Below are 13,288 nucleotides of genomic sequence, written 5' to 3'. Positions count from 1 at the left end.
CGATGGAATCGTGCGCAATGACTTCCCGCAGCACTCGAAACGCGTGTTCTGGATGTTGAATCACGCGTGGGTGGGCAGGCTCGATCCATTGTTGGCCGGCCGCAGGTTGCCGTGCGGCGGGTCAGGCGGTGGACGCCTGTTCCGCCGGGGCGAACGGACGCTCGTACACCTCGCGTTGCGGGCGCTTGTGGAAGCGGCCGCCTGTGTGGACCCTGCCGAGTGCGCTCGTCGCGCGGGCCAGGGTATCGAGGTCCTCTTCCGCCACTACGCCACGTTCCGGGACGGCGTTCGAGAGCAGGCCAACCGCCTCATTGAGGAGTCCATGCAGGAGTGGGACCGCGTCAGCCAGAGCGCGGAGTCTGAAGGGTGAGGCGGGGTTTGGTCCGTGACTGGTCCGGAAGTACTGGTCAGGAGCGGGACAGCGGTGGGAGGAACTGGGAGTTATGGCGTAGGTCGGTCCGTGCTCTGGGTGGGCCGAGAGGAAGGCGCCTGGTGGGCAAAAGCCCAGTTCAGGCGCCTTTTTTCGTGCCTCTGGAAGAAGCCCAGCTTCTTCGGCGAGTACGACACCAGCAGGTTCTTCGTCTGCTGGTGGTACACGGCTCGCACGCAGTTGACCAGCGAGCGAAGAGCCGCTCGACGACCCGAGGGCACGTTCGTCGAGCTCGTCGTCGCTCGACGGCCGGTGCCTGTCCACGGAGGTGGTCGTCGGCGGCTTCACCGGCGGCTCATCGGTCCGTGGACCTCGGCTGGAACCGTTCCCTTCGACTGGTTCGACTACGAGCGCCTCACGGACTTGAGTCCGCTGCTCAGGTCGGCTCAGGCAGGGAGCGCACCGTCGTCTCGTCCGCGCGCGATGCTGCCACCGGAGCTCCGTCGCCGGGGGCCTGGGGAACCAGTCCGATCAGTGCGGCACCGAGGATGCCGGGGACGGCGAGGGCGTAGAAGTTCCACTGGAGCGCCACTCCCGCCCCGATGATGAGCCCGAGCAGGGGCGGGGCGAGCATCGAGCCGATGCGGCCGAAACCGAGCGCCCAGCCCATCGCGGTGGCGCCCATCCGCACCGGGTAGTACTTGGAGACGTAGGCGAGGACGAACGTCTGCGTCCCCATGGCCCCGACACCGCCCAGCGCGACGGCCGCGTACAGCACCGCCGTGGGCAGCCGCAGGCTGAGCAGAATCACGGCCACGCCGGCCAGGAGATAGGTCGTGACGATGATCGGCTTCGAGCCCAGCCGGTCGGCGGCCAGGGAGATGAGGAGTTGGCCGACGACAGCGCCGAGGTTGAACATGAGCAGGAAGCCGAGTGCGGAACCGGAGGAGTAGCCGGCCCGGCGCATGATCTCCGGCAGCCAGGTGTTGTATCCGTAGATCATGAACAGGCACAGGCAGGACATCACCAGGAAACACAGGGTCGCCAGAATGTAGTTGCGTGAGAGCAGGGCCTTCACCGGCGACATGCCGTCCGAGTCGGTTCCGGTGGGAGCCTGCGCCGACGCGGGAACTGCCTTCTGGGTGTCTCCCACAGGGATGTTCCAGCGCCGGGCTGTCTTCTCCGCTTCGGCGTGCCTGCCCTTCGCCTGGAGGAAGGCGATCGACTCGGGCAGGAACTTCAGGGCCACCGGCACGATCAGGACGAGCGGGACGAGGCCGAGCAGGAACATCGCCTGCCAACCGAACCGGGGTATCACGAACATCCCGGTGAAGGCGGCGATGATGCCGCCCACGGGAAAGCCGCTGAAGATGATCGCGAAGACCAGGTTGCGTGCCTTGGGGTGCGAGTACTCACCGCTGAGCGCGGAGGCGGTCGGCAGTACGCCACCGAGGCCCAGGCCGGCGAGGAACCGGAAGATGCCGAACACCTCCGGGGAGGTGGCGGTCGCGCACAGGCCGGTCATCACCGAGAACCAGGCCAGACAGCTGATCAGCATCCTGCGCCGGCCCAGTATGTCGGTGAGCGTGCCCACGGTCGTGGCCCCTATGAGCATGCCGATGAGAGCGAAGGAACCGATCAGACCGGCACCGGCAGGGGTGAGGTCCCACCGGTGCTCGTGGAGCAGGGACGGTATGACAGCGCCGTAAATGACCACGTCGTATCCGTCGGCGACGATGGCGATCCCACAGATCGCGAGGACCAGCAAGGTCACCGGAGGCCAGGTGGCTTTGCCGCCACTTCCTCCGCGGCTCTCTTCGTGCATGACAGTTCCTCTCACTGGGCTTTGTCGGTGGGGTCACTCGTGCGTTGAATGCGGCGTGCGTGGGTTCGTCGGTGGCAGTCGCAGGCCGACCGGAGCCGTGCAGGGGCACGGGCACGGAGGCTGCGGGCACACGCAGCCCGGATCACCGAGCCTCGTTGAGGCGATGCCCTGACTGCATCGCCTACAGCTCGTCTTGCACCGCTAAGTGTGCACACTATTGAGGGGCTGTAAAGGGTTGCGTACAGGAAACGGCGGTGAGGTATGCGGTGCGGGCGGGGCGGGGGATGCCGCTCGATGGTGGGCGCGTGTGAGCTGGAAATCGTTTGACACCCCAGTTGGGGTGCGGCGCGTGCTCACATTTGGGTCGCGGCTCGGGAGTCCCGGGCCGACGTCAGGCGCGCATCACTCGAAGGGGTAGGTGTATGCACATCAGGTATATGCGCATTCGGGGGTGGACGTCTCAGGCGCCCAGACCCCGGGAAATACCGCGGGCGGCCAGCACGACAGCCGGTACCAGCAGGTGTGTTCGGGCGTCGGCGCCCACCACGGACAGGGCTGCGACCGCGCGGCCTTTCGCGTCGGTGACCGGCGCCGCCACCGAATAGGCGTCCCCGCTCATCTCTTCGCGTACGACCGCCACACCGGTCCGACGGCACTCCGCCAGCGTCAGACGCAGTGTGGCCGGATCGGTGATCGTCCTGGGCGTGAAGCGGGCCAGGCCGTCCCGCACGACCTCGGTGAACAGAGCCTCGCCGGCGTGGGCCAGCAGCACCTGACCGACGGCGGAGGCGTGAAGGGGCAGCCGTCCCCCGACCTGGGACACCACCGGAACAGCTCCCGCAGCGGAGATCTTCTCGACGACGAGGGCGTCGGCACCGTCCAGGACGGCCAGCTGCACGTGCTGTCGTGTGGCGGCGTGCAGATCCTTCATGATGGGCATCGCCCGGACGCGCAGCGGCAGTCCCCGCGGGTTGAGCGTGCCCAACTCCCAGAGGCGCAGGCCGATGACGTAGGTGCCGCTCGGCAGGCGTTCCAGTGCTCCCCATGCCGTGAGTTCGCCGACCAGCCGGTGGGCGGTGGAGTGGCGGAGGCCAGTGAGGCGGCAGATCTGGGCGAGGGCCAGCTCCGGGTGGTCCTGCGTGAACGCGTCCAGGATCGCCAGGGCCCGGGAGGTGACCGTGCGGCCGGGGTCCTTGCTGTTGGCCGTGGCGGTTCCTTTCGCCGTGTTGGCGGGCCTTCCGCCTCCGTCATTCTCCGGTTGGCGGCTGCGGGGGGCAGGAAGGTGTCCGTTCAACGGACATCGTACTGACCGTCGTGGTGTCCGGCCCGGACTCTCTCCTAGTCCGACGGCCGAAAGGAGTCCACATGGGCATGACCGGGACGATGGAGGGCGGCGACCATGGCGCCGAGTCGCAGCCGTTTCTGCGGTTCAATCACGAGAGCCTGCCCCAGCGGGTCTGTTTCGCCTCGGGTGAGGCGGCGGCACGGGTACGGGCCGAGGCGGAGCGGCTCGGTGCCTCGCGGGTGATGGTGATCGCCGCAGCCACGGAGGCTGAGCCGGCGCAGACGGTCACCGCGGATCTGCCGGTCGTACTGCGGTGGGACGAAGTGGTGATGCACGTTCCCGTCGAGGTGGCCGAGCGGGCCCGCGCCGCGGCGGCCGAACACCGGGTGGATTTGCTCATCAGCGTCGGTGGTGGTTCCACCACCGGCTTGGCGAAGGCGATCGCGCTGACCAGTGGGCTGCCGATCGTCGCCGTCCCCACCACGTACGCGGGCTCGGAGGCCACGAGCGTCTGGGGTCTGACCGAGCAGGCACGCAAGAGCACCGGAGTCGACGCACGGGTCCTGCCGTGCTCCGTCGTGTACGACGCGACGCTGACCGTGTCCTTGCCGGTGCCGATGAGTGTCGCGTCGGGGCTGAACGCGCTGGCGCACTGCGTGGACGCGATGTGGGGCCCCCGCGTGGACCCGATCGATCAGACGCTGGCAGGAGAGGGGATTCGCGCGCTGGCCGCCGGGCTGCCCGCTGTGGTCGCCGACCCGGCCGGTCTTCCGGGCCGCGAGCAGACGCTGTACGGGACGTACCTGTCCGCGGTGGCGTTCTCGTCGGCGGGTTCGGGACTGCATCACAAGATCTGCCATGTCCTGGGCGGCAGGTACGAGCTGCCGCACGCCCAGACCCACGCGGTGGTGCTGCCCTACGTGCTGGCGTTCAACGCACCCGCCGCCCCGCAGGCCGAACAACGGATCGCGGCCGCCTTCGGTGCCGGTTCGGCGCTCGACGGGCTGGAACGGCTCCGGCGTGAAGTGGACGCGCCGAAGGCATTGCGCGACTACGGGTTGCGGGAGACCGAGGCCGACGACGCCGTGCAAGCGGTCCTGGACGTAGTACCCGACGGCAATCCGCGTTCGGTGACGGCCGAGGACGTTCAGCGCCTGCTCCGTGCGGCATGGCGGGGTGCGGACCCGCGAACGATGACCGCCGCGACGACCGACGACTCGACCACCACCACTCGATGACCACGACGCGATGACGAGGAGAACTCATGGGGAGTGAGACGAACGGGGCGGCCGCGCAGCCGGCCGCCGAGCAGCAGGCACGTGAGCAGGCCCTGGTGGACAAGGTCGTGGCCTCGTTCGAGACCACCGAGGACCCGCGGCTGAAGCAGCTGATGCGGGCGCTGACCCGGCACCTGCATGCTTTTCTGTGTGAGGTGCGGCTGACCGAGGCGGAGTGGGAGGCAGCGATCCGGTTCCTCACCGCGGCCGGGCACATCACCGACGACAAGCGGCAGGAGTTCATCCTGCTGTCGGACGTGCTCGGTGCGTCCATGCAGACGATCGCGATCAACAACGAGGCGTACGCGAACGCGACCGAGGCGACGGTGCTCGGCCCGTTCTTCGTCGAAGGCTCACCCGAGATCCCGCTGGGCGGCGACATGTCCTTCGGCGCCGCCGGACAGCCGTGCTGGGTCGAGGGCATGGTCACCGGCACCGACGGGAAACCGGTTCCGGGGGCCCGCCTGGAGGTGTGGGAGGCCGACGAGGACGGGTTCTACGACGTCCAGTACGACGACGACCGCACCGCGGCGCGGGGCCATCTGTTCAGCGACGAGAGGGGCGACTACCGGTTCTGGGCGATCACTCCGACCCCGTACCCGATCCCGCACGACGGTCCGGTCGGCGCGCTGCTCGCCGCGGTGGGCCGCTCCCCGATGCGTGCCTCGCACCTGCACTTCGACGTCCGCGCCGAAGGCAAGCGAACCCTGATCACCCACATCTTCGTCCGCGGCGACGAACTCCTCAGCAGTGACGCCGTGTTCGGGGTCAAGGACTCGCTCGTCCACGACTTCGTGGAGCATCCCGCGGGCACGCCCGCTCCCGACGGCCGCGATCTCGGGGGCCGGTCCTGGTCGAGTGTCCGCTTCGACATCGTCCTCGCTCCCGCGGACGCCACGGGGCCGGGGCTTCCTTCAGCCGACAGGAGCCGGTGAATGATCAACGAGACAAACAGACGAGCGCCCGGCCCGCGGGTGGCCGTGGTCGGCGGCGGAATCGGCGGTCTCGCCACCGCGGCGTTCCTGCACCGGGCCGGGATCGAGGCGACCGTGTACGAACAGGCGCCCGCCCTCACCGAGGTCGGCGCCGGCCTCGTCGTCTCCCCGAACGCCGTGCGGCTGCTGCGCAGCCTCGGCCAGCTCGACCGCTTCCGCGAGCGGGCGGTGCCGCTGCGGATCGGGTGGGAGTTCCGGCGCTGGGAGAACGGGCGCGTGCTGTTCTCCCAGGCACTCGGTGAGGAGTGCGAACGGCGCTTCGGAGAGCAGAGTTACGTGGCGCACCGAGCCGATCTCCTCGCCGCGGTGCGGGCCGCGGTCCCCGAGGCGTCGCTGCGGCTCGGGTCCAGGCTCGCCGGCCTGCGCCGACTGGACGAGGGTGTGGAGCTGGCGTTCACCGACGGCGCACGGGAGGTCGCCGACGTGGTCGTCGGCGCCGACGGCGTCCACACCACCGTGGGACATTACGTGACCGAGGCGGGCTCACCCCGGTTCTCCGGCATCTGCGCCTGGCGATGCCTCATACCGGCCGAGAAAGCACCGGAGTTCGCTCGCCGCCCGGTCCAGACGCTGTGGCTCGGCCCCGACCGCCACCTGGTCCACTACCCGATCTCCGCTCGCGGACAGATCAACATCGTCGCCTTCGGGCCGGCGTACGACTGGACGACGGAATCGTGGTCGGCCGAGGGGCGGATCGAGGACCTGCGCGCCGAGTTCGCCGACTGGTCCGACGACCTGCGAGCACTCCTCGCGGCCGCGGAGCGCACCGGTCGGTGGGCCTTGCTCGACCGGGACCCGCTGCCCCGCTGGACGAAGGGACCGGTCGCACTGCTCGGCGACGCGGCACACCCGATGTTCCCCTTCTTCGCCCAGGGAGCGGCACAGGCGATGGAGGACGCCGCCGTCCTGGCGGGTTGTCTCGCCGCCCGGCCGGAAGACCCCGCTGCAGCGCTCAGCCGCTACGAGGGCGTACGTCGCCCGCGCGCCACCAGGGTGCAGCAGATGAGCCGGGGCAGGGCAGACAGCAACCACCTGCCCGACGGCCCCGCTCAGCAGGCCAGGGACGCCTCGTTCTCGAGCGCGGACCCCTTCGCCCACAACGGATGGATCTACGGGCACGACGCCGAGCTGTCCGTGCGGGAAGCAATGGCGGCCGGCTGAGCCCACTTCCCCGGCGAACGGCGACGGGCCGGCCAGGGGCGGTGGTAGCCTTGCCGGAAATATCACCTATGTCTTGTTGCTCAGTGGTGGAGACCTGACCGCCGCCCCCGCTGTGCACGGGTGAGCGGGAGGCGCGGTGACGGCTGAGAAGGCTGGCCCCGTGAGCGATGCGGAGCAGCACGAGTGGCTGCCATCCGGACCCCCGGTGGCTGCGGGCGAAGACGTCTGGGGGGACGGTGATCGGGGTACGGAGGCGCTCGACCTCGTGCTCCGACAGGCGACGATGTGCTTGGGCGGCCTGGGCGCCCTGGTGCACCGGCACGACCGTGCCACCGGTCGGCTGCGCCTGGTCGCCGTGAGTGGGCTCGCCCGGGCAAGCGCGGGCGAGTGGGCCGATCTGTCCGACGAACAGGACGTGGCGCCCGCGCACGCCTTGCGGCACGGTGGCTACGCCTGCGTCGCCGGGGACAGCCTGGGCACCGGAGCGGCCGGCACAGCGGCGGTACCCCTCCCCGGAGCGGACGGGCCGGTCGGTGTGCTGTCCGTGCTCACGGCAGGGACCGGCGAGCCGGACGAGGTGCAGCGGGATCTGCTCGGTGTGCTGGCGGGGTGGGCCGGTGGGCGCCTCCGTGGCGGGTCCGGGCCGTCACCAGGGCCGGTGGCCGGAGCCGAGCGGTCCGTGCGGGTGGGTGAGCTGACTGTCGCGCTGGCCGAGGCTGTCACATCGCGCGACGTGGTGAAGGCCGTCGCCGAGTACGTCCTGCCGCCCTTCGGGGCCGACGGGCTGGTGTTCCAGATCCTCGAAGGCGGCCGCCTGAACGTCGTCGGCGCCGCCGGGTATCCCCAGGAGTTCCTCAGCCTGCTCGACGGGATGCCGCTTGCCGCCCATGCACCCGTCCGCGATGTACTGCGAACCCGTATCCCCCGGTTCATCGAGGCGAAAGAGGAGATCTCCCGGCGCTACCCGACGATGAGGAGAGTGAACGAGGCGTCACCGAAGGAGGCGGTCGCTTTCCTGCCCATGATCGCCTCCGGCCGCGCCATCGGCCTGTGCGTGGTGTCGTTCAGCCGGCCGCGTTCCTTCAGCAACGAGGAACGCACCCTGCTGACGGCGCTGAGCGGTCTGGTCGGTCAGTCGCTGGAGCGGGCACGGCTGTACGACGTGGAGCACGCCCGAGCCCAGGAACTGCAGCGTGGCCTGTTGCCGAGAACGCTGCCCCGCCTGCCCGCCGCCCGCGCCGCCGCCCGTTACCTGCCCGCGGGGCGCGGCGAGGAGGTGGGCGGCGACTGGTACGACGTCATTCCCCTGTCCGCCGACCGGGTCGCCATGGTGATCGGCGATGTGATGGGGCACGGCATCGCCGAAGCGGCCACGATGGGCCGGCTGCGCACGGCCGTCCGCACCCTCGCCGACCTGGAGATGCCCCCCGACGAACTGTTCAGCCGTCTCAACGACCTGGTCGCCGAGTTCGGCGAGGACTTCTACGCCACCTGCCTGTACGCCGTCTTCGATCCCGTCGCCCGCACCTGCACGTACTGCCTGGCCGGGCACCCGCCGCCGGTCGTCGTGCACCCCGACGGCGGCCTGCACAGTCACGACGTCGTGCCCGACCCGCCACTGGGCGCGGCCAAGCCGCCTTTCGAGACGCACCAGTTGCGACTGCCCGACGAGAGCCTCTTCGTCCTGTACACCGACGGGCTCGTCGAATCCCCGGCACGGGACGCCGACCAGGGAATGGCGCAACTGCGGCAGATCCTGTCGCGCACCGCGGCAGGCGCCACCTGGTTCGGGGCCGCCGACGAGGACGGGGACGTCCGGTTCCTGGAGGAGTTGAGCGACACAGTCGTGTCGGGCCTGTTGCCCGACCGCGAGCAGACGACTGACGACGCCGGCCTGCTCATCGTGCACGCTCGGTGCACCGCCGCGAGTGATGTCGCCTCCCTCGAACTGCCCAACGATCCCCGCGCGGCCGGACAGGCCCGCGCATACGTCCGGGAACAACTCGGTGCATGGGGGCTGGGAGATCTCGTGTTCACCACCGAGTTGCTGGTCAGCGAGTTGGTGGGCAACGTCGTCCGGCATGCCAAGGCCCCCGTCCGCCTGCGTCTGCTGCGCAGCCGCTCACTCATCTGCGAGGTCTACGACGGAAGCCTGACCACCCCCCGCATTCGCCACGCCGGTTACACCGACGAGGGCGGACGCGGCCTGCAACTCGTCGCCGCCCTCTCCCGGCGCTGGGGCGCCCGCTATCTCCCCGACGGCAAATGCATCTGGACGGAGCAGGACCTGCCGCCCACGTAGCCGCCGGCGCCGCGCACCGTCCGGCGGGGTTCAGCAGTCGATGGTGAGGGAGGCTCCCACTACGCGGGAAACGCACGCGCACAGCGCCCGGCCCTCCCCGCGCTGACGTTCCGACAGGAACACGTCCCGGTGATCGACCTTGCCGGACACGTCCAGTATCGACACCCGGCACAGGCCGCACTCGCCGCGGCGGCAGTCGTACATCATCTCCACGCCGGCGGCCTCGAGAGCGTCCAGGAGGCTCGTGCCGACGGGTACCTCGAAGCTCAGCCCGCGCGCGGGAACCTCCACGTGGAACGCTTGCGCGGGGACGGCGCCGCTCGTGCCGAACGTCTCGAAGCGGAGCCCGCCGGGTGGCCTGGCAGCCCGCTCCCACGCCGCTCGAACAACGGTGAGCAGCCCGATCGGACCGCAGACGTACAGCACGCCACCCTCCGGGACCGACGCGACGACCTCATCGGGGTCGACGAAGGTTCCGTGCCTGTCCTCGACGACCGTGATCCTGCCGGGGTGTTCCCGCTCCAGGTCGTCGGCGAAGGCCATCTGGTCGCGGGACCGGCCGGCGTAGACGAGCCGGTAGTCGGCCCCGCGCGCTCGGAGGGCGTGGGCGAGCCCCACGATGGGGGTGATCCCGATGCCGCCTGCGAGGAGCACGCTCGACAGGCGCCCCGGGCTGAGCGGGAACTCGTCGATCGGGCCCGCGAAAGTGATCTCCGAGCCGGGGCGCAGGTCGTGCATCCACCGCGATCCGCCGCGTCCGTCCAACTGGAGGCGTACGGCGATGCGGAGCAGACCGTCGTCCTGGCCTTGGTCGACCAGCGAGTAGGAGCGTGTCTCCGGTCCGCCCGGCAGGGGAACGGTGAGGTCGATGTGGCTGCCCGGCGGGACCGGCCGGACGGATCTGGACGGGCGCAGCACCAGTTCCACGATGCCCGGAACGAGTTCGGTGCGTGTCACCACGACCGCGCTGTCGGCGGTGCCGGTCATGCCTTCTCCCTCGTCGTCGCCGCGACGGCAGCCAGGCGGGTCGGGGCTGTGCGGTCCCGTCCCTGCTCCCGTGCGACCTGCGCGTCGATGATCCGGCGTACCCACATCCCGCCGACATCGATGTTGAGGTTGTAGAACTCGTGCCCGGGGTTGGCCTCGATCGCCCGCTGCTGCGCGTCGAGCATGTCGGCGTCCTGGCCGAAGACCCGCGAGACGCTGTTACGCAGCAGGGTGGTCAGACTCTGGTCGTGGAGGTGGTAGTTGCGGGTGAAGGCCCAGAAGTAGTGGCAGGTGCCGGCCGCGGCGGGGGTGACCGTGTTGAGTACGTATCCGTTGACGCCGGCGCTCCGGTCGCCTTCCGGGGCCCCGGTTCCGGTCGGCGCGACACCGACGTCGATGGTGATCGTCGAGGGAGCGGTGAAGCGGATGACCTGCCACCGGTCGACGGGGCCGTCGTAGGCGGGATTCTTGCGGCGCAACTGCATGGCCAGGAAGGGCGGCGCCTCGATGCCCCGCATCCACCGGGTGAGCGTGACCGAGTGTTCGTCGTGGGCGACGTCCGGTCCCGCTTCGGAGAGTTCGTCGCTGGCGAGGCTGTCGGCGTGCAGGAACTGTTCGTGGGTGAGGTCCATGAGGTTGTCCAGGACCAGCCTGTAGTCGCAGTCGAGGAGGATGCTCTCGCCGTCCCCGGCCCACTGCGGATCGTCGTTCCAGTGCAGATCCGGGACGAGATCGGGATCGGCCGCCACGGGGTCGCCCAGCCAGACCCACACGAACCTGTGCCGTTCCACGACCGGGTGGGAGGCGACTGCGGCGGAGGGGTTGAGTGTCTCCTGCGCGGGCATCCGGGTGCAGCGGCCGTTGGGGCCGTAGGCGAGGCCGTGGTAGCCGCAGACCACCTCGTCACCGTGCAACTCGCCCATGGACAACGGCACGAGACGGTGCCAGCAGGCATCGGCGAGCGCCACCGCCTCCCCGGACGCGGTGCGGTACAGCACGAGCGGGCGGTCGCAGATCGTGCGTGGCAACAGGGCGCGACCGACTTCGGTGTCCCATGCCGCGGCGTACCAGGCATTCAGCGGGAACATGAGTTCTCCTCGTCTGGTTGTCGGCGCACTACGGATGGAGACCGACAACGGTGGCCGGTTCGCTCGGAAGTGGTGCGCCGGGAGTGGTCCGGTGGCGTCCGTTCGGCGACGGCCGACGAGAATGCGGACCACGGTGCGGAAGGCGTGCTCTCACCGGAACGCTAAGCACAGCGGAGGAATGAATCCAATGAATGCTGGAAATGCTGGGCAATCACATCGTCAATGAACCGCGCGCATCAGCTGTTTTCGCAGCCACACCCGTCCGGGGTCGCCGGCGGTGCGCGGATTCCACACCAGATCGATGCCGAGCGACGGCAGCACAATCGGCGGCTCCATCACCCGGAGCCCGTGCTGGGCCGACAGCTGCCGAGCCAGCCGACGCTGCAGCAGCGCGATCATGGGTGTGCCGCTCACCATCGAGGGGATCATGAGGAACTCGAAGGCGACGCAGCGCACGTGGAGATCGGGGAGCAGCTGGGCCAGGGCGTGCTGAGCACCGACCCGCCCTCCTTCCCACTCGAACACGACGTGAGGCAGCCGTGCGAGGTCGTCGACGGTGAGCGTCGCGCCGATGCGGTCGTTGCCCGCGTCGGCGATCACGACCCAGTCCTCGTGGTAGAGCCGTTCCCTCGGCAGCGTCGTCGGCACGGTGTCGGGCAGCAGCGTCACGTCCGCGGTCGCGTCGCCGCGGGTGAGGTCCATGGCGGAATCAGGCGGTTCCAGGTGCAGGCGGACACCTGGTGCGGACACGGCGAGCGCGGCGTTGAGGGCCGGAAGGACGGTCAGGGCCGATGCGCTGGTCGCGGCGATGCGGAAGGTGCGGTCCGAGGTCGCGGGATCGAACGTCGGAGGCGTGAGTACGTGGTGGGTGGCGGTCTCCAGGATCAGGTTGACCGGTCCGACCAGCGCGCCGGCGCGCTCGGTGAGAACGTAGTCGCGGCCGACCCGGACGAGCAGCTCGTCGCCGAGTGTGCGCCGCAGCCGCTGGAGGGCGTTGCTCATGGCCGGCTGGGTCAGGCCGACCGCCACGGCGGCGCGGGTGACGCTGCGCTGCTCGAGGAGGGCGGCGAGCAGCGGGAGCAGATTGAGGTCGACTCGGTGCAGGCCGGTCGCGGTGTTGGTCGCTCGAATGTGGAAGTTCACGCTTGATATTCACCTCGCCCATGTATCGCATACGACATTCCTATTCGACGGATCACCGGCACGGTATTACCGTCCTGGGTATCGACAGGACCAAGTCCATGCCGTCCCGTACTCGGCCGTCGGCAGGCTTCTTCGACGCGTTCCACGCCCTCTTCGCCGACCTGGTCCGATTCCTTTCACGACAACCCGACCGAGGTTTTGCATGCCGACAATCGAGACGGACAGAAGCGAGCTGCGTCAGCTCGTCGAGGACTGGGCACTGTGGCGCGACGCCGGAGACTGGGAGCGGTTCGCCACCGTGTGGCATCCCGTCGACGGCTGGATGACGGCCACGTGGTTCCAGGGCCCGGCAGCGGACTTCATCGCGACCAGCCGGGAGGGCTTCGACAACGGCGTCAGCATTCTCCACTTCCTCGGCGGTCACACCGCCGATGTCCTCGGCGACCGTGCCGTGGCCCAGACCAAGATGACCATCAGTCAGCGGGCTGAGATCGACGGGGTCGAGGTCGACGTCGTCTGCACGGGGCGCTTCTACGACTTCTGCGCGCGCCACGAGGGGGCGTGGAAGATCGTCCGTCGCCAGCCGATCTACGAGAAGGACCGTCTCGACGTGGTCGATCCGTCCGCAACGCTGAGCCTGGACCCGCTCCTGCTGGGCCGCTTCCCCGTGGGGTACCGCCATCTCGGCTACCTTCAGACGAAGTCCGGCTTCACGGTGAAGACCGGGCTGCCGGGCCTCAGGGGTGAGGTCGTGCAGAGGCTCTACGAAGAGGGCGCGAAGTGGCTGGCCGGCTCGAGCACTCCCGGTGATCCTCACTGATCGGCCTCACTGATGTGTCGGCGGGGCGCCTGCCG

Annotated in this window: 11 protein-coding genes; 6 read left to right on the top strand and 5 right to left on the bottom strand. The window is 69.6% G+C overall.

The window, feature by feature from the left end; translation table 11 throughout:
- The first annotated feature begins 10 nt into the window (after positions 1 to 10).
- Positions 11 to 370 (top strand): hypothetical protein, encoded by a 360-nt coding sequence (locus tag PV396_RS11775; RefSeq protein ID WP_319203390.1) that lies wholly within the window; start codon positions 11 to 13, stop codon positions 368 to 370.
- Between the two features lie 436 nt (positions 371 to 806).
- Here the strand turns inward: PV396_RS11775 and PV396_RS11770 are convergent, their stop codons facing one another.
- Both PV396_RS11770 and PV396_RS11765 read right to left on the bottom strand, forming a co-directional pair.
- The gene (locus PV396_RS11770) at positions 807 to 2,195 is read right to left on the bottom strand and encodes an aromatic acid/H+ symport family MFS transporter (RefSeq protein WP_319203388.1); all 1,389 of its coding nucleotides are present in this window, start codon (positions 2,193 to 2,195) and stop codon (positions 807 to 809) included.
- A 460-nt stretch (positions 2,196 to 2,655) separates the two neighbouring features.
- The gene (locus tag PV396_RS11765; RefSeq protein WP_319203386.1) at positions 2,656 to 3,489 is read right to left on the bottom strand and encodes an IclR family transcriptional regulator; all 834 of its coding nucleotides are present in this window, start codon (positions 3,487 to 3,489) and stop codon (positions 2,656 to 2,658) included.
- A gap of 77 nt (positions 3,490 to 3,566) precedes the next feature.
- Here PV396_RS11765 and PV396_RS11760 point away from each other — a divergent pair, with 77 nt between their 5' ends.
- The 4 genes from PV396_RS11760 (at position 3,567) to PV396_RS11745 (ending at position 9,215) form a co-directional block, all read left to right on the top strand.
- Positions 3,567 to 4,718 carry a maleylacetate reductase gene (locus PV396_RS11760; RefSeq protein WP_319203384.1) on the top strand — a complete coding sequence of 384 codons (1,152 nt, stop codon included), beginning with the start codon at positions 3,567 to 3,569 and terminating at the stop codon, positions 4,716 to 4,718.
- 26 nt (positions 4,719 to 4,744) lie between these two features.
- Positions 4,745 to 5,692 carry a dioxygenase gene (locus PV396_RS11755; RefSeq protein WP_319203381.1) on the top strand — a complete coding sequence of 316 codons (948 nt, stop codon included), beginning with the start codon at positions 4,745 to 4,747 and terminating at the stop codon, positions 5,690 to 5,692.
- A complete protein-coding gene (locus PV396_RS11750) occupies positions 5,693 to 6,913 on the top strand; it encodes an FAD-dependent monooxygenase (protein WP_319203379.1) in 1,221 nt (406 codons plus the stop codon).
- A gap of 160 nt (positions 6,914 to 7,073) precedes the next feature.
- Complete coding sequence (locus tag PV396_RS11745; RefSeq protein WP_319203377.1) at positions 7,074 to 9,215, top strand: SpoIIE family protein phosphatase; 2,142 nt, start codon at positions 7,074 to 7,076, stop codon at positions 9,213 to 9,215.
- 30 nt (positions 9,216 to 9,245) lie between these two features.
- Here the strand turns inward: PV396_RS11745 and PV396_RS11740 are convergent, their stop codons facing one another.
- From PV396_RS11740 to PV396_RS11730, 3 genes are all read right to left on the bottom strand, one after another.
- The gene (locus PV396_RS11740; protein WP_319203375.1) at positions 9,246 to 10,202 is read right to left on the bottom strand and encodes a PDR/VanB family oxidoreductase; all 957 of its coding nucleotides are present in this window, start codon (positions 10,200 to 10,202) and stop codon (positions 9,246 to 9,248) included.
- Positions 10,199 to 11,290, bottom strand: coding sequence for an aromatic ring-hydroxylating dioxygenase subunit alpha (locus PV396_RS11735; RefSeq protein ID WP_319203373.1), 1,092 nt, complete (start codon positions 11,288 to 11,290; stop codon positions 10,199 to 10,201). The genes PV396_RS11740 and PV396_RS11735 overlap by 4 nt, the downstream gene beginning before the upstream one ends.
- Positions 11,291 to 11,509: 219 nt before the next feature.
- Positions 11,510 to 12,433 (bottom strand): LysR family transcriptional regulator, encoded by a 924-nt coding sequence (locus PV396_RS11730; protein ID WP_319203371.1) that lies wholly within the window; start codon positions 12,431 to 12,433, stop codon positions 11,510 to 11,512.
- 202 nt (positions 12,434 to 12,635) lie between these two features.
- Here PV396_RS11730 and PV396_RS11725 point away from each other — a divergent pair, with 202 nt between their 5' ends.
- Positions 12,636 to 13,253 carry a nuclear transport factor 2 family protein gene (locus tag PV396_RS11725; protein ID WP_319203369.1) on the top strand — a complete coding sequence of 206 codons (618 nt, stop codon included), beginning with the start codon at positions 12,636 to 12,638 and terminating at the stop codon, positions 13,251 to 13,253.
- Positions 13,254 to 13,288 lie beyond the last annotated feature (35 nt).

The organism is Streptomyces sp. ME02-8801-2C, assembly GCF_033793965.1.
GTDB lineage: Bacteria > Actinomycetota > Actinomycetes > Streptomycetales > Streptomycetaceae > Streptomyces.
This window is presented reverse-complemented; position numbering and strand designations above follow the sequence as displayed.

Bases quoted from the DNA above. Each gene is read 5' to 3' on its own strand.
- PV396_RS11770 (WP_319203388.1), bottom strand. From the start codon at position 2,195: ATGCACGAAGAGAGCCGCGGAGGAAGTGGCGGCAAAGCCACCTGGCCT.
- PV396_RS11760 (WP_319203384.1), top strand. From the start codon at position 3,567: ATGACCGGGACGATGGAGGGCGGCGACCATGGCGCCGAGTCGCAGCCG.
- PV396_RS11755 (WP_319203381.1), top strand. From the start codon at position 4,745: ATGGGGAGTGAGACGAACGGGGCGGCCGCGCAGCCGGCCGCCGAGCAG.
- PV396_RS11750 (WP_319203379.1), top strand. From the start codon at position 5,693: ATGATCAACGAGACAAACAGACGAGCGCCCGGCCCGCGGGTGGCCGTG.
- PV396_RS11740 (WP_319203375.1), bottom strand. From the start codon at position 10,202: ATGACCGGCACCGCCGACAGCGCGGTCGTGGTGACACGCACCGAACTC.
- PV396_RS11735 (WP_319203373.1), bottom strand. From the start codon at position 11,290: ATGTTCCCGCTGAATGCCTGGTACGCCGCGGCATGGGACACCGAAGTC.
- PV396_RS11725 (WP_319203369.1), top strand. From the start codon at position 12,636: ATGCCGACAATCGAGACGGACAGAAGCGAGCTGCGTCAGCTCGTCGAG.